The 15488-nt window shown below is 64.9% G+C and carries 14 protein-coding genes; 5 read left to right on the forward strand and 9 right to left on the reverse strand.

What is annotated here, in order from left to right; translation table 11 throughout:
- Window positions 1–14: 14 nt before the first annotated feature.
- The 9 genes from G0A00_RS15010 to G0A00_RS15050 all read right to left on the reverse strand — a co-directional run bounded on the left by G0A00_RS15010 (window position 15) and on the right by G0A00_RS15050 (window position 9416).
- Window positions 15–230, reverse strand: a complete 216-nt coding sequence (locus tag G0A00_RS15010) for a hypothetical protein (RefSeq protein WP_164182744.1) — start codon at window positions 228–230, stop codon at window positions 15–17.
- Between the two features lie 70 nt (window positions 231–300).
- The gene (locus tag G0A00_RS15015) at window positions 301–1497 is read right to left on the reverse strand and encodes an IS256 family transposase (RefSeq protein WP_164182741.1); all 1197 of its coding nucleotides are present in this window, start codon (window positions 1495–1497) and stop codon (window positions 301–303) included.
- Between the two features lie 511 nt (window positions 1498–2008).
- Complete coding sequence (gene rpe / locus G0A00_RS15020) at window positions 2009–2704, reverse strand: ribulose-phosphate 3-epimerase (RefSeq protein ID WP_164182739.1); 696 nt, start codon at window positions 2702–2704, stop codon at window positions 2009–2011.
- Window positions 2705–2741: 37 nt separating this feature from the next.
- Entirely contained in the window at window positions 2742–3677 is a 936-nt protein-coding gene (locus G0A00_RS15025; protein WP_164182737.1) for a glyoxylate/hydroxypyruvate reductase A, read from the reverse strand.
- Between the two features lie 18 nt (window positions 3678–3695).
- On the reverse strand, window positions 3696–4835 hold the full coding sequence (gene rodA, locus G0A00_RS15030; protein ID WP_164182735.1) for a rod shape-determining protein RodA: 1140 nt from the start codon (window positions 4833–4835) through the stop codon (window positions 3696–3698).
- On the reverse strand, window positions 4832–6751 hold the full coding sequence (gene mrdA, locus G0A00_RS15035; protein WP_164182733.1) for a penicillin-binding protein 2: 1920 nt from the start codon (window positions 6749–6751) through the stop codon (window positions 4832–4834). Before mrdA ends, rodA begins: the two co-directional genes overlap by 4 nt.
- Window positions 6748–7290: a rod shape-determining protein MreD gene (locus G0A00_RS15040; RefSeq protein WP_164182731.1), complete on the reverse strand. Its 543-nt coding sequence runs from the start codon at window positions 7288–7290 to the stop codon at window positions 6748–6750. The genes mrdA and G0A00_RS15040 overlap by 4 nt, the downstream gene beginning before the upstream one ends.
- Window positions 7283–8239, reverse strand: coding sequence for a rod shape-determining protein MreC (mreC, locus tag G0A00_RS15045; protein WP_164182729.1), 957 nt, complete (start codon window positions 8237–8239; stop codon window positions 7283–7285). Before mreC ends, G0A00_RS15040 begins: the two co-directional genes overlap by 8 nt.
- 130 nt (window positions 8240–8369) lie before the next feature.
- Window positions 8370–9416 (reverse strand): rod shape-determining protein, encoded by a 1047-nt coding sequence (locus tag G0A00_RS15050; protein ID WP_066101739.1) that lies wholly within the window; start codon window positions 9414–9416, stop codon window positions 8370–8372.
- Between the two features lie 399 nt (window positions 9417–9815).
- On the opposite strand from G0A00_RS15050, the gene G0A00_RS15055 reads away from it, so the two are divergent.
- The 5 genes from G0A00_RS15055 to G0A00_RS15075 all read left to right on the forward strand — a co-directional run bounded on the left by G0A00_RS15055 (window position 9816) and on the right by G0A00_RS15075 (window position 15475).
- Window positions 9816–12320 (forward strand): FAD-dependent oxidoreductase, encoded by a 2505-nt coding sequence (locus tag G0A00_RS15055; RefSeq protein ID WP_164182727.1) that lies wholly within the window; start codon window positions 9816–9818, stop codon window positions 12318–12320.
- Between the two features lie 250 nt (window positions 12321–12570).
- Window positions 12571–13269 (forward strand): hypothetical protein, encoded by a 699-nt coding sequence (locus G0A00_RS15060; protein WP_164182726.1) that lies wholly within the window; start codon window positions 12571–12573, stop codon window positions 13267–13269.
- Between the two features lie 84 nt (window positions 13270–13353).
- A complete protein-coding gene (locus G0A00_RS15065; protein ID WP_164182725.1) occupies window positions 13354–13803 on the forward strand; it encodes a YtoQ family protein in 450 nt (149 codons plus the stop codon).
- Between the two features lie 218 nt (window positions 13804–14021).
- Window positions 14022–14444: a large conductance mechanosensitive channel protein MscL gene (gene mscL, locus G0A00_RS15070; protein WP_164182724.1), complete on the forward strand. Its 423-nt coding sequence runs from the start codon at window positions 14022–14024 to the stop codon at window positions 14442–14444.
- A gap of 143 nt (window positions 14445–14587) precedes the next feature.
- Window positions 14588–15475, forward strand: coding sequence for a cation diffusion facilitator family transporter (locus tag G0A00_RS15075; protein ID WP_164182723.1), 888 nt, complete (start codon window positions 14588–14590; stop codon window positions 15473–15475).
- Window positions 15476–15488 lie beyond the last annotated feature (13 nt).

Below are 15488 nucleotides of genomic sequence, written 5' to 3' on the forward strand. Positions count from 1 at the left end.
TTCAAAGCCGTGAATCATGCTGTTCCCGCGAAATCAATGCATCCTGAGCCTAGTTGCTTTCGATATTTGGTTCCGTCGCCATCCAGAATTGCAACAAACTTTACCGGTGCCGTGGGCAGGGCAATAACGGTGGCTTCTAAGTCCTCGGTGGGAACGGTTTTCTCGATATTGAAGTTAAGGCAATTCTTTAGTGTCGTTTTACCAGCTTGGCTCCGCCCGATGATGGACACCTTTCCAATTTTTTGATAGTGTTCGAGCGTCTGGTGTAGGAGCGCCGACCTTCTGAGAGGTCAGGGTCTTTCAGGTAGCCACGGCGCACAACCTGACTGTGGGATTGTCCGTGACGCGGGCCAGGGTTTCAAGGCTCATATGTCGGCGCGCCACGGCCCATTCGTCGTTGGTCTCCAGCATCAGGGCGCCGACCAGGTGGACGATGGCAGCATCAGTGGGGAAGATCCCAATGACATCGGCGCGCCGTTTCACCTCTCGGTTCACCCTTTCCAGCGGATTGGTAGAAGCGATCTGGGTCCAGTGCTCGCGTGGGAACGACATGTAGGCCAGCACATCGTCGCGCGAGGCATCCATCAGGGTCCCGAGCTTGGGTTGCTTCTCGCGCAGGGCCTCGGCCACGACCTCCCATTGCGCCTCGGCGTCAGACTTGGTCTCCTGCGCGAAGATCGTCTTCAGCATGGCGGCGACCGCCGCGCGCTGCTTGGCTGGAGCATGTGCCAGGGCATTGCGCATCCAATGAATGCGGCAGCGCTGGTGGGTGGCATTGAAGACGCGCCGCGCGGCCGCCCGGAGCCCTTTGTGATCGTCAGCGATCACGAGTTTCACCCCCCGCAGGCCACGATCAGCCAATGACCGCAGGAACTCGGTCCAGAAGGTTTCGGCTTCGGATGGCCCGGTTGCGACGCCCAGCACTTCGCGCTTGCCATCGTCGTTGACCGCCTCCGCGAGTATCACCGCCTTGCTGATGATCCGCCCGCCTTCCCGGACCTTGAGGTAGGTCGCATCGAGCCAGAGGTAGGGCCACGCGCCTTCCAGCGGCCGGGTCAGGAAGGCGTCGACCCGCTCGTCGATCTCCATGCATAGACGGCTGACCTGGCTTTTCGACATCCCGCCTGCACCCATGGCCTTCACCAGATCATCGACAGAGCGCGTCGAGATACCGTGGACGTAGGCCTCTTGGATCACCGTGACGAGCGCCTTCTCTGCCGTCCGGCGCGGCTCCAGGAAACTGGGGAAGTAACTGCCCTTGCGCAGCTTGGGGATCTCCAGCGCGATCCGACCGGCGCGCGTATCCCAGTCCCGGTCGCGGTATCCGTTCCGCTGGGCCTCCCGCACCGGCGAGCGAACGCCCTTGGCCGCCCCCGTCCGCGCCTCGATCTCGGCTTCCATGATGCGCTCGGCGGCAAAGGCCAACATCTCACGCACGAGGTCGCAATCGGCCTGCTTCTCAACCAACTCGATCAGAGCCATTCTGTCGTCGGTCATCGTCATCTCCGTCTCAGGGTTCAGGTGTCGCAACCCAAACCTTCTCCGAAGATCGACGGTGACCGCCAGCGTCGCCTAAGGTTCCGCCCGCGGCTTCCTACACCACGCCCTGAGCCACTATCTTTGTGAGACTTCTCGTCACCAATGGGGCGTCTCTCTCAGGGCGCCGACGCGGTGCAGGGCGCCGCGCATATCCTCTGGCAAAGCAGGCTGCGCAGACTGCCGGTGCGATGCGACCTGGAGCTCCAAATGAGCGAAGCAATGTTGAGGGCGGCTGCGCGAATTTCAGGCCAGTCATTGAAATCTGCTTGTTGTCGCGGTCGCTTGACGCACTGGACCCGGCCCGGGTGCTCGCTCCAGGACCGCAGAACGAGTGTCAGGTCGGCTTTCCTCGTTATTTTTCAATGGGAAGGGCGCCTCAAAGGGCGCCCTTCATATCTCTGTTGCTGCCGGGCCGCCGGATCTTGAGCGGCATTTGGCGCAAACTTGATCCGGATTTACACAAGACGGCTCAGGCGCCGACGCTGGCGCGGATGGCGCGGATGTTTTCGCCGTAGGGCGCGGGGTTCTCGACCGAGCCGCCGCGGAACACGGCAGAGCCTGCGACGAGCACGTCGGCACCGGCTTCGAACACCAGCGGGGCGGTGGTGGGATCGACACCGCCGTCGATCTCGATGTGGATCTCGCGATCGCCGATCATTTCGCGCAGTTTGCGCACCTGTGCCACCTGGCTGTGAATGAACTTCTGCCCGCCGAAGCCGGGGTTCACTGTCATCAAGCAGACGAGATCACACAGATCAAGCAGCGGCGCGGCAGCCTCGACAGGCGTGCCGGGGTTGAGCGCGAGGCCCGCCTTGGCGCCGGTGGCGCGGATCGCCTGAAGCGTGCGGTGGGTGTGTGCGCCCGCTTCGAGATGCGCGGTGATGATGTCGGCACCGGCGTCGGCGAAGGCTTCGATATAGGGGTCCACCGGCGCGATCATCAGGTGCACATCCATCACCGTCGAGATATGCGGGCGGATCGCTTTGACCAGCGGCGGGCCGAAGGTGAGGTTGGGGACGAAATGCCCGTCCATCACGTCGACATGGATCCAGTCGGCGCCCTGCGCCTCGACGGCGCGGATCTCGGCGCCGAAGTTGGCGAAATCGGCGGACAGGATGGACGGGGCGATCTTCAGCGAGCGATCAAAGGTCTCGGGCAGGGGCATGGCGGCAGCATCTCCAGTTCAGATGCGCCGCGCCTTATCAGTATCCCGCGTCCCGGTCCACAAGATGCAGCAAGGGCTCGCCCGTGACGCCGCGCCGCACGTTCTCGGCAATGACCCGCGCCGCCGAGTCCGCGCGCGTCTCGGCGGCGATATGCGGCGTAATGGTGACCTTGGGATGATCCCAGAACGGATGGTCCTGCGGCAGCGGCTCGATCCGGAACACATCGAGCGTGGCGTGGCCCAGATGGCCGCTGTCCAGCGCCGCCAGCAGGGCCTCGTCGTCGATCAGCTGGCCGCGGCCGGGGTTGACGATGCAGGCCCCCTCGGCCAGCTGCGCAAGCTCTGTGGCCCCCAGCGTGTTCTCGGTCTGCGGGGTGAAGGGCAGCAGCGTGACGACGATCTGTGCGCCGGCCAGTGCCTCGCTCAGCCCCTCGGAGCCCGACAGGCAGCGCAGGCCTTCGATCTCGCGCGGGGTGCGGCTCCAGCCGGTGACCGGAAAGCCGATCTGCGCCAGTTGCCGGGCGCAGGCGCGGCCCAGCATGCCAAGGCCCAGCACCGTGACGGGACGCTCGCGCGCCAGCGGCGGCGCCTTGTTCACCCAGGCATGCGCCGGGTTCACGATATGCGCATCCATCCCAAGGTGGTGGCGCAGCACATGACCGCTGACATATTCCACCATGCCCTGCGTCAGCCCCTCGTCATCGACCATGCGCGCCAGCGGCACGGTGAGCTTGGGGTTGCCGACGATCTTTTCGACCCCGGCCCAGAGGCTCAGCACCGCCTTGAGGCGCGGAAAGGGCGTGAAGTCCGTCAGGCCCGAGGAGGGCGCATAGACCACGTAATCGACCTCTTCGGCGGGAATGTCGCGGGCGAGGCGATAGTCGATCCCGGTGGCGTCCAGCGCCTCGGTTAGCGGCGCGCGATAGGCGTCCCAGGCGTCTTCCGGGGCGGCGAAGAGGATGGTGGTGGTCATGGAAGTCCTTGATAGTTCTCAGCGAGGCCGATGGATACAGGCACTCTGTACCAGTCCGAAGGCGATCATCAACACCAGCATCGCCGAGCCGCCATAGCTGACCATCGGCAGCGGCACGCCAACCACCGGCGCGAGGCCCATGACCATCGACATGTTGACCGCGAAATAGAGGAAGAAGGTCAGCCCGATGCCCAGCGTCAGCAGCGAGGAGAAGCGGTCGCGGTTGCGCAGCGCGGCAAAGATGCAGAACAGCAGGATCAGCACGTAGAGCGTCAGCAGCGACATCCCCCCGACAAAGCCGAACTCTTCGGCCAGCGTGTTGAAGATAAAGTCGGTGTGCTTTTCGGGCAGGAAGTTCAGCCGCGACTGGGTGCCCTGCATGAAGCCGCGCCCGGTCCAGCCGCCAGAGCCCATGGCGATCTTGGCCTGCGTGATGTGATAGCCCGCACCAAGCGGATCGGTCGAAGGATCGAGGAACGTGTCGATGCGCTTGAACTGATAGTCCTTGAGCAGCTGCCAGTCGGTGCCGCGCGATTCAAAGACCGTGTAGATCGTGCCCACGCCCGCGGCGATCACCACCGCGAAATAGGCCCAATGTACCCCGGCGAGGAACATGATCAGACCGCCGCCGATCATCAGCAGCAGCGCGGTGCCGAGGTCGGGCTGGATCAGCGTCAGCCCGGTCGGTGCGAGGATCAGCAGGATTGGCAAGAACACCCAGAGCGGGCGCGAGGTCTTCTTCAGCGGCAGCCAGTCGTAATAGGCCGCCAGCACCATCACCAGCGAGATTTTCATCAGCTCGGAGGGCTGCAGCCGCATGAAGCCGATGTCGATCCAGCGCTGCGCACCCATGCCCACAGTGCCGAAAAGTTCCACCGCCACGAGCAGCGCCAGCGAGCCGAGGTAGGCCAGCACCGACAGGTTGCGCCAGAGCCAGATCGGCACCATCGCGACGATGAACATTGCTGCGAGGCCGAGACCAAAGCGCTTCATCTGCGGCTCGGCCCATGTGTCGAGCCGTCCGCCCGCCACCGAGTAGAGCATCAGGAAACCGACGCAGGCCACGGCGGTCAGCAGGATCACCAGCGGCCAGTTGATGTAAAGGATCTTGCGCCAGCCCGTGGGCGTGGTCTTGACGTTATATTCGAGATAGCTCACGCGCGCCCCCGGACCTGTTCCGCGCGTTCCCGGCGCTCGCGGTCGAGCCGTTCCTGCAGTTCCTTGATCTTGTCATGGTCCGAAGACGGGTAGGCGTCGAGCGGCGGCGTGCCGCCATAGAGCGCCTGCAGCGCCACATCGCGCATGATCGGCGCGCCTGCGGAAGAGCCGCCGCCGCCGTGCTCCACAACCACCGAGACCGCGATGCGCGGGGCGTTCACCGGCCCGTAGCCCACGAAGAGCGCGTGGTCGCGCTCGATCCATGGCACATCCTCGTTGCTGACCACGCGGTTGCGCACCTGTGCCGTGCCCGACTTGCCCGCGAGCTCGTAGCCCTCGGCCACAGAGCGCGAGCGGTAGCCGGTGCCGCGGGAGGTGTTCATCACCGACGACATGCCCTTGCGCACCCAGCGCAGGTGGTTGGGGTTGATGTCGAGATCCTGCCCGCCGACCACCTCGGTCTCGACCCCGTCGATGGTTTTCACCAGCCGCGGGTGGATCTCGCGCCCGCTCGAGATACGGGCGGTCATGATCGCCAGCTGCAGCGGCGAGGTCAGCACGAAACCCTGTCCGATCGAGGCGTTGACCGTATCGCCGATCAGCCAGCCCTTGCCGCGCTCGCGCTGCTTCCAGTCCTTGTCGGGCATGATGCCCGAGGTGACCGCTGACATGGGCACATCCGGCGAGGCGCCAAGGCCCAGCCGCCGCCCGACATCGGCTATACGGTCGATGCCGACCTTCATCGCCACGTCGTAGAAGAACACGTCGCAGCTTTGCTGCAGCGCCTGTTCAAGGTTCAGGTGGCCGTGGCCGCGGCGCTTCCAGCAGTGGAACCGGCGCGAGCCGACCTCCATGTGACCCGGGCACCAGACCGTATCGTCGGGCGAGAGCACGCCAGCCTCGAGCGCCGCCAGCGCGGTGACCATCTTGAAGGTCGAGCCGGGCGGATAGGCATCCTGCACGGTTTTCGACGCCAGCGGGCGGTGATCGTTCTCGCGCAGGATCGAATAGTCGCCCACCGAGATGCCGCGCACGAACTTATTGGGATCGTAAGAGGGGGCCGAGGCGATCGCCAGCAGGTCGCCCTTTTCCACGTCCATGACCACGCAGGAGGCGGATTCATGCCCCAGACGGGCCTGCACATAGTCCTGCAGATCGGCGTCGATGGTCAGCTGGATGTCGGCGCCGCTGTCACCCTCGCGGCGGTCAAGCTCGCGCATGACGCGGCCCACGGCGTTCACTTCGACGCGCTTGGCACCGGCCTTGCCGCGCAGCTGTTCCTCGTATTTCGACTCGACCCCGACCTTGCCGATCTGGAAGCGTGGGATGCGCAGCACCGGCTCGGGGTCTTCGTATTTCGCAAGATCGCGCTCGGACACCGGGCCGACGTAGCCGACCACATGGGCGAAGTTGCCGTGCTGCGGATAGAAGCGCGAAAGGCCGACCTCGGGCGTGACGCCGGGCAGGGCGGGGGCATTGACCGCGACGCGGCTGATCGCTTCCCAACTCACGCGGTCGGCGATGGTTATCGGCAGGAAGGGCGCCGAGCGGCGCATCTCGGCCAGCGCGCGGTTAAGCTCGTCCTCGTCCAGCTCGACCAGTGCCGAGAGCTTGGCGATCACATCCTCGACGTCGCCGGCATCCTCGCGGACGATGGTGATGCGGTAGGTCGGCGTGTTCTCGGCGACGACCTTTCCCTTGCGGTCGAAGATGCGGCCCCGGCTCGGCGGGATCAGGCGGATGTTGATCCGGTTTTCTTCGGCCAGCAGGCGGAACTCATCGGCCTGATCGACCTGCATGTGGTGCATCCGCAGCCCGAGCATCCCGGCAAAGCCAAGCTGCGCGCCGCCCAGTAGCAGCGCGCGGCGCGAAATCCTGCGCCAGCTGTCGGCGCTGTCCTTCTGGGTGCGTTTCACATCGGCCTCCCCGCGTGGTCGAAATCGCCCGGCGCCATGCGGCGGACGCCGAACAGCCCCTGCGACAGCAGGACGATCAAAGGATAGCAGATCACCGTCATGGCGTATCGCATGAGCGCTAGGAAAGACGTTCCCTCGGGCACGATCAAGAGGGCCAGCGCCAGCCGGAACAGGATCGTGATGACCGCAAGCACCACCGCCACGGCGATCCACTCCTGCAAGAAGGTGGTTTCGCGGCGCGGGCGGTCACGGGACTTCAGAAACTCCGTGGCCATCAGCACCAGCAGCGCCCAGAGGCCGGGCGGGCGCTGGAACAGAAGATCGGCCAGCAGCATCACCGCCGCCACCAGCAGCGCGGGCACATAGTCGGGTCGGCGCAGCGCCCATGCAAAGCACAGGGCGGTCAGCACGTCGGGACCGGCATAGCTTGCGGGCATGAGGTCAAGCGGCAGCAGGTGGTAGAAGATCAGCGCAAAAGCCAGTGCCACGAAGGTGGCGCGCATCATCCAGACCTTGGCCGGGCGGCTGCTTTCAGCCATTTCCGGCCTCCGCCCCGTCCTCCTGCGCGTCGCTGAGCGGCGGCACGGTGGGATCGGTCTCGGCCTCGGGGGCGCGGCTTTCGGGTGGATGCTCGGGCAGGATCAGCCCCGAGGGGGCATTCACCCGGCGTGCACCATGGTCGCGCAGCACCCGCAGGAACTCCAGCCGCTCGTAGTCGGCGGCGAGCCGGACCCGCAGACGTCCGCCCGGATCCTGCGCCACCTGACCGATCAGGATGCCCGGCGGAAAGACCTCGCCGTCACCCGAGGTGACGATACGGTCGCCGGGCTTCACCAGATCGGGGTTCTCGAGAAAGTCGATCGGCGGGTTGGCGCTGTTGTCGCCGACCACCATGGCGCGTTGACCCGAAGGCTGGATCGTCGCCGGGATGCGGCTGGTGGCGTCGGTGAGCAGGATCACCCGCGCGGTGTTATTGCCGACGCCCGAGATGCGCCCGACAAGCCCGATGCCGTCCATCGTGGCCCAGCCATCGACGATGCCATCGCGCGAGCCCACGTTGATCAGCACCGACTGCCGGAACGGCGAGCCGCTGTCGGCCAGCACAACGCCTGTGATATAGGTCAGACGGGGATCAAGCTGGACGTTGTTCAGGTCGCGCAGCTTGGCGTTCTGCTGCTCGAGCTGCAGCGCCGCCTCTTTCCACGCGGTCATCTGGCGCAATTCGCGCCGAAGTTCCTGATTTTGCTCGTGGATGCGCTGGTAGGATTGGAAGTCGCGGAGGATCTTCACCGCGCCGGTCACCGGCGCCATCGCCCAGTCGAAGCCCGGCATCACCGTGTCGATCACCTGCGCGCGAAAACGTTCGACCCGCGGGCTGTCGATCCGCCACAGGATGAACAGCCCCGCAAGGCACAGGATCAGAACCGCCAGAAGCAGGCGCTTCAGCGGGCCGGAATAGTCTTCGCCATTGCTGCCGTTCTTCGCCATGTTCTTCACGCCGGAGCGTGCCTTGGAGCCGCCTTCGGAGCCTGTGTCCTACAGGCTGCGGAGGAGGGCGCATAGCCGTGCCGCGCGCCCTCCAATATTTCTGCCGCAGTCGCAGCCGTCCGCAAAGGGATCAGCTGTCGTAATCGATCGCGTGCTGCAGCTGCTTTTCGTACTCGAGCGCCTTGCCGGTGCCGAGTGCCACGCAGTTCAGGCTCTCTTCGGCGATGGACACGGCAAGGCCGGTCTGCTCGCGCAGCGCCAGATCGAGATCACCCAGCAGCGCGCCGCCGCCGGTGAGCATGACGCCGCGGTCGACGATATCCGCCGCCAGATCCGGCGGGGTCGCCTCAAGCGCCGACATCACCGCTTCGCAGATCGCCTGCACCGGCTCGGCCAGCGCCTCGGCCACCTGGGCCTGGCTGATCTCGGTTTCCTTCGGCACGCCGTTCAGCAGGTCGCGACCACGGATCTGCATCGAGCTGCCACGCCCGTCGTCGGGCATGCGCGCGGTGCCGATCGAGGTCTTGATCCGCTCGGCGGTGGCTTCGCCCACCAGAAGGTTCTGCTGACGGCGCAGATAGTTGACGATGGCCTCGTCCATACGGTCGCCGCCGACGCGGATCGAGCGCGCATAGACGATGTCGCCCAGCGACAGAACCGCCACCTCGGTGGTGCCGCCGCCGATGTCGACGACCATGTTGCCGGTCGGATCGGTGATCGGCATGCCCGCACCGATGGCCGCGGCGATCGGCTCGGCAATCAGCCCGGCCTTGCGCGCACCGGCGCTCAGCACCGACTGACGGATCGCCCGCTTTTCCACCGGCGTGGCGCCATGCGGCACGCAGACGATGATCTTCGGCTTCGAGAAGGTCGAGCGCTTGTGCACCTTGCGGATGAAATGCTTGATCATCTCTTCCGCTGTGTCGAAGTCCGCGATGACGCCTTCGCGCATCGGCCGGATCGCTTCGATCGAGCCGGGGGTGCGCCCCAGCATCAGCTTTGCATCCTCGCCAACGGCCAGCACCTTCTTGACGCCGTCCTTGACGTGATAGGCCACAACCGACGGCTCGGACAGAATGATCCCGCGACCTTTCACGTAGACCAGCGTGTTCGCCGTGCCGAGGTCGATGGCCATGTCCGCCGAGAAGGCGCCCATGAGTCTGTCCAGTCCAAACATTAAGTAGTCCCGCCCCAGAAATACGCATTTTGGCCCTCGACTCCCAGCGAGCGAAGGCCGGGGTCTTATAAGGCCGGACGGGCGAGCAAAAAAGCCCCCCCCTTACGCAAATGCGCGTGAAATCGCGTGTGCAGGGCGGCTGCCCGGGAATCGGGCGGTTTGAAAACATCGCTCCGGGCTGCCGGCAAAGGCGGTAACAGCCCCCAAACTAAGGAGATGACGGGAAAGTTCCCTTCCTCTTGGCGAAAATATCCCGGGGGTGAGGCGCGCCGCGCCGAGGGGGCAGCGCCCCCTTCGCACCGCATGTCGCTTTCCAACCATGGAAAGTCGGGGCGATCCTTCGGCGCTGCAGCATCGCCCGCTATGGATCCGGCAAATGCCTGCGGGAGATGCGGATAAATGAAGACAGACGTGAAAGCCCTGGTGGTTGGCGGCGGTGCCGTCGGAACCTCGATTGCCTACCATCTCGCCAAGGCGGGCTGGTCCGACGTGATGCTGCTCGAACGCGACGAGCTGACCTCGGGCTCGACGTGGCACGCCGCTGGCCTGCTGCCCTATTTCAACATGAGCTATGCCACCACGCATATCCACGACTACTCGATCAAGTTCTACAAGACGCTCGAGGAAGAGACCGGGCTGAACGCCGGTTTCTCGGTGGTCGGCAACCTGCGCATGGCCCAGACGCAGGCGCGGATGGACGAATACGAGCTCTATGCGACCACCGCGGACACCTGCGGCGTGCCCTATGAGTTCATGACCCCCGCGCAGATCAAGGAGCGCTGGCCGCTGGTCAACACCGACGACCTGCTGGGCGCGCTCTATCACCCGACCGACGGTTACATTAACCCCGCAGACGTCACCATGGCGATGGCCAAGGGCGCGCGTCAGCGCGGCGTGATGATCGAACGCAAGTGGCAGGTCGACGGCTACGAGTGGAAGGGCGATCACTGGGAGGTGACCGTCACCAAGACCGCCGAGAAGGGGGGTAACCTCATCTCCACCGACGAGACCGTGGTGATCAAGGCCGAGCATGTGGTGACCGCCACCGGCAACCACGCGCAGCGCACTGCCAAGCTGCTGGGCATCAAGACCCCCGCGATTCCGGTCGAGCACCAGTTCATCGTCACCGAGCCCGATCCGGCGCTGGTCGAATACCGCAAGGCGGGCAACCCCGAGCACCCGGTGCTGCGCGATGCCGACGCCAAATGGTACGTGCGCGAAGAGCGCGGCGGCTGGATCCTCGGCCCCTATGAGCTTGGCGCCCCGGCCTGCTTCAAATACGGCGTTCCCGACAGCTTCCGTGCCGACCTCTTCCCGCTCGATCTCGAGCGGATCGAGGAAGAGTACATGAGCATGATCCACCGCATCCCGACCTCCGAGACGGTGGGCCTGAAGGACGATTTCAACGGCCCGATCTGCTATACGCCCGACGGCAACCCGCTGATCGGCCCGGCACCCGGCCTGCGCAACATGTGGCTGGCCGAGGGTTTCTCGTTCGGCATCACCGCCGCGGGCGGCGCGGGCTATTACCTTGCGCAGCTGATGACCGAGGGCGAGGCCGAGATCGACATGGGCAGCCTCGATCCCAAGCGCTACGGTCAGGACTGGATGACGACCGACTACGCCGTGGCCAAGAACGAGGAAGCCTACGAGCACGTCTACATCCTGCACCACCCCGACGAAGAGCGTCCGCGCGCCCGTCCGCTGCGCACCGCCCCCGCCTACGAGCGGCAGAAGGCGCTTGGCGCGCAGTTCGGCTGCGTCAACGGCTGGGAGCGTCCGAACTACTACGGTCCGCTCGACGCCGATGACAATTTCGACCATGACGCCCGCAGCTTCCGTCGCGGCGGCTGGTGGCAATACGCCATGGAAGAGGCCAAGGCGATCCGCGAAGGTGTCGGCATCATCGACGCCAGCGCCTTTGCCAAGCATGTGGTCAAGGGCCCCGGCGCCACCGCCTTCCTCGATCACCTGACCTGCAACAAGCTGCCCAAGGTGGGGCGGATCAACCTGACCTACGCGCTGTCGGTCAAGGGCACGACCCGCACCGAATACACCATCGTGCGTCTGGCCGAGGATGAGTACTACCTCGTCAGCGCCGGTGCGCTGCACGCCTATGATGAGGATTTTCTGCTCAAGGCTGCCGAGGACTTCGGCTTCGATCAGGGCTACTTCCACATTCAGGACGTGACCACGCAATGGGCGGTCTATGCCGTCGCAGGCCCCAAGTCGCGCGATCTGCTGAACGAGCTGGTGCGCGATGCCGAGCCGGAAACCGTGCTCAGCAACAAGCGCTTCCCGTGGCTGTCGATGCGCAATATCGAGCTGGGCATGTGCCCGGTCCGCGCCATCCGCGTCGCCTATACCGGCGAGCTTGGCTGGGAGCTGCACGTGCCGGTGGAGATGGGCCTCTACCTGTGGGATCAGCTGATGGCCGCAGGCGAGAAGCACGGGCTGAAGCCGGTCGGCACCCGCGCGCAGAACTGGCTGCGTCAGGAGAAGAGCTACCGCGCCTATGGCCATGAGCTTGGCCGCGACGCCACCCCGATGGAGGCGGACCTGCCGCGCTTCATCGACCTGTCGAAAGACTTCGCCGGCAAGGCCGCGATGGAAGCGACGGGCGTGCGCTCGAAATGCGTCACCGTCCTGATCGACGGGCCGGAAGACGCCGATCCGTGGGGCCGCGAGGCGCTGTTCGACGGCGAGACCCGCGTCGGGCGTCTGACCTCGGGCGGCTATTCGGTGGCCTTCGGCAAGTCGATCGGCATGGGCTATGTGAAGCCCGAGCAGGCGGTTGCGGGCACCAAGCTCAAGGTGAAAATGCAGGGCAAGCTTTGGGACGCCGAGGTGACCGAAGACAGCCCCTACGATCCCACCAACGCCAAGATCCGCATCGACGGCTGATCCGAAGCCTCACCTGACAAAGACCGACCGGTCGGCGCTTCTGCGTCGGCCGGTTTTCTTTTGTCTCTCCGGCCTGCAACCGGCCTCCATCCGGCCTGTAAGCGGTGGCGCGCGCGGTGGGCTACTCTCCTAAAACTGGTGCTTGCCGCAAAAATTCGCGCGTATACTATGGGGTTGAGCGTCACGGCCTTTTCAACGTCTGCAGCGGGCTGGCGCGGTATTTTTGAACATATTTCAAAAGGACAGCGCCTTGGATTTTCCAACCAGCCGATATCGCGCGGGGCTTTGTGCCTGCCTGCTTTCGCTCAGCCTCGCAGCGCCCGCGCTGGCGCAGCAGGAAAAGAACCCCGAAGACCCCACGAAGATCGCCACCAAGGCCGGGGTCTCTTATTCTGATGAGCTGTCGATCTCAGGCTCGCTGGCCTTCGGGCCGGTGACCAAGCTGAACGCGCGGGTGTCGGAGAGCGGGCAATGGTCGATCGGTGCCTCCTATCTCTTTTCCTTCGCCATTCTGACCTTCTCGGCGTCGGAGAATGAGTTCGACAATGGCTCGGTGCAGACACGCTATTCGCTGGGTGGCTTCGTGCCGCTGACCGCCATGGGGCTCAAGACCGGAAAGTGGCAGCTGTTCTCGCCCTTCGGCTACACCTACAGCGAGGGGGAAGTGGCGGTGACCAGCGTCGAGTTGCAAGAGACGTTCAACGTCGACGTCAGCAACAACAGCGGCTACGTGGGCCTCTTCGGGATCCGCCCGTTCAACGAGCGGCTCACGTTCCTCTCGGGCGGCATCTACACCCGCGGATCGGATGATTTTCAGGGTATCTCGCTGGGCGCGGGGCTGTCGTATCACCTTGGCGAGAACGACACGGTGGCGCTCTTCGGATCTTACATCGACAATGATTTCGGCGAGGAGCAGAAGCTCGGGGTCTCTTACCGGCACGAGTTCTGAGATCTGCAGCCGGTCCTTTGCGGTTGTCATATGCCCTGCAGTGCATAGGTTGCGCGGCAAGGACGCACACGGAAGGAAAACGGCATGGGCCTCAACGTCTATCTCTCGGGAGAAATTCACACCGACTGGCGCGAGCAGATCATCGAAAGCGCGCAGGGGCTGGACGTGACCTTCAGCGCCCCCGTCACCGATCACGCGGCGAGCGACGATTGCGGCGTGGCGATCCTCGGCAGCGAGGAGAGCAAGTTCTGGCACGACCGCAAGGGCGCGCAGGTGAACGCGATCCGCACCCGCAAGGCCATCGCCGACGCCGATGTGGTGGTCGTGCGCTTTGGCGAGAAATACAAACAGTGGAATGCCGCTTTCGATGCGGGCTACGCCGCCGCGCTGGGCAAGTCGCTGATTATCCTGCAGCAGCCCGAGCATGACCACGCGCTGAAGGAGGTTGATGCCGCGGCGCTGGCAGTGGCGCGTGCGCCGGGCGAGGTGGTGTCGATCCTGCGCTATGTGCTGACCGGCGCGCTGCCGGGGTAATTCGCGGCGTGATATAAAGGGGAGGGGGCGCTGCCCCCTCGCCGCTGCGCGGCTCACCCCCGGCGTATTTTTGAAGAGAAGAAGGGCAGGGCGCGCATTGGTGTGCGCCGTCCCGTGGACGCGGCGCATTTTCCGTGGCGTCATCGCGCCATCTATGCAACCTCTGGCACCGGTAACGAACAGGAACCCGCGATTGGCGGGCCAGAGGGACACGAGACATGATTCAGGAATTCAAGGATTTTATCGCCAAGGGCAACGTCATGGACATGGCGGTTGGCATCATTATCGGCGCCGCTTTCACCGCGATCGTCAAATCGCTGGTGGGCGACATTTTCAACCCGATCATCGCCCTCTTTACCGGCGGCATCGACTTCTCGGGCTGGTTCTACGCGCTGGACGGTGGCGAGTATGCCTCGCTGTCGGCGGCGCAGGAGGCCGGGGCGCCGGTCTTTGCTTTCGGCAGCTTCCTGATGGCGGTGATCAACTTCTTCATCATCGCCTTCGTGGTCTTCATGCTGGTGAAGATGGTGAACCGCATCAAATCGGCGGCCGAAAAGCCCGACGAGGTTGCACCCGAGGTGAAGACCGGTCCTTCGGAGCTTGATATCCTCATCGAGATCCGCGACGCGCTGAAGAAGTGACCCTGAAGTCGCCCGAGGCTGAGGGCGCCCGCCACGGCGCCGGACGCATAGCAGCATGCATCCGGCTGCCACGCGCCATAAGCGGGTTGCGGCCCTTTGAGCGGCTTTGTACATCGCCCGGACCCATCCCCCGGAGACTCGTCATGAACCGCAGCGTGAAAATCGCCATTGGCAGCGTATTCGTCGGCATTCTCGTTCTGGCGATCAAGACGCTTGCCTGGTGGCTGACCGGCTCGGTGGCGCTGCTCTCGGACGCGCTGGAGAGCATCGTGAACGTGGCCACTGCGCTGGCGGCGCTGATGGCGGTGCATATCTCGTCGCAGCCGCCCGATGCGGATCATCCTTTCGGTCACCATAAGGCCGAGTATTTCAGCGCCGTGCTGGAAGGCGTGCTGATCGTTGTCGCGGCGGTGCTGATCCTGCGCGAGGCCTGGGGCGCGTGGCAAGACCCCGCGCCGATCGAGCAGGTGGGGCTGGGGCTCATCATCAACCTGTCGGCAGGGGTGCTCAACGCGGTCTGGTGCTGGGTGCTGCTGCGCGAGGGGCGCAAGCTGAAGTCGCCCGCGCTGGTCGCCGATGGCAAGCATCTGCTGACCGATGTCTTCTCCTCGGCGGGCGTGGCGATTGGCGTGGGCGCGGCGGTGCTCACCGGCTGGCTCTGGCTCGACGCGCTGCTGGCGGCGCTGGTGGCGGTCAACATCCTGTGGTCGGGCTGGCAGGTGATCCGCTCCTCGGTCGGCGGGCTGATGGATGAGGCGGTGCCCGAAGAAGACCTGTCGGAGATGCGCACGATCATCTCGGCCAATGCCGAGGGCGCGGTCGAGGCGCATGACCTGCGCTCGCGCCGGGCGGGGCAGGCGGTGTTTCTGGAGTTCCATCTGGTGGTGCCGGGCGAGATGAGCGTGGTCGCGGCGCATGACATCTGCGACAGGATCGAACACGCGCTGCAGGACGCCATCGAGGGCTGCCGTGTCACCATCCACGTGGAGCCGGAGCATAAGGCCAAGCACTCGGGGATCGTGGTGCTCTGAGAGCGGGGCGTGA

Source organism: Salipiger sp. PrR002, from assembly GCF_010500775.1.
GTDB lineage: Bacteria > Pseudomonadota > Alphaproteobacteria > Rhodobacterales > Rhodobacteraceae > Salipiger.

What these genes read in the sequence shown, in the direction of transcription:
- G0A00_RS15015 (WP_164182741.1), bottom strand. Translation starts at nt 1,497, where the DNA reads ATGACCGACGACAGAATGGCTCTGATCGAGTTGGTTGAGAAGCAGGCC.
- rpe (WP_164182739.1), bottom strand. Translation starts at nt 2,704, where the DNA reads ATGCCCCTGCCCGAGACCTTTGATCGCTCGCTGAAGATCGCCCCGTCC.
- G0A00_RS15025 (WP_164182737.1), bottom strand. Translation starts at nt 3,677, where the DNA reads ATGACCACCACCATCCTCTTCGCCGCCCCGGAAGACGCCTGGGACGCC.
- G0A00_RS15040 (WP_164182731.1), bottom strand. Translation starts at nt 7,290, where the DNA reads ATGGCTGAAAGCAGCCGCCCGGCCAAGGTCTGGATGATGCGCGCCACC.
- mreC (WP_164182729.1), bottom strand. Translation starts at nt 8,239, where the DNA reads ATGGCGAAGAACGGCAGCAATGGCGAAGACTATTCCGGCCCGCTGAAG.
- G0A00_RS15050 (WP_066101739.1), bottom strand. Translation starts at nt 9,416, where the DNA reads ATGTTTGGACTGGACAGACTCATGGGCGCCTTCTCGGCGGACATGGCC.
- G0A00_RS15055 (WP_164182727.1), top strand. Translation starts at nt 9,816, where the DNA reads ATGAAGACAGACGTGAAAGCCCTGGTGGTTGGCGGCGGTGCCGTCGGA.
- G0A00_RS15065 (WP_164182725.1), top strand. Translation starts at nt 13,354, where the DNA reads ATGGGCCTCAACGTCTATCTCTCGGGAGAAATTCACACCGACTGGCGC.
- mscL (WP_164182724.1), top strand. Translation starts at nt 14,022, where the DNA reads ATGATTCAGGAATTCAAGGATTTTATCGCCAAGGGCAACGTCATGGAC.
- G0A00_RS15075 (WP_164182723.1), top strand. Translation starts at nt 14,588, where the DNA reads ATGAACCGCAGCGTGAAAATCGCCATTGGCAGCGTATTCGTCGGCATT.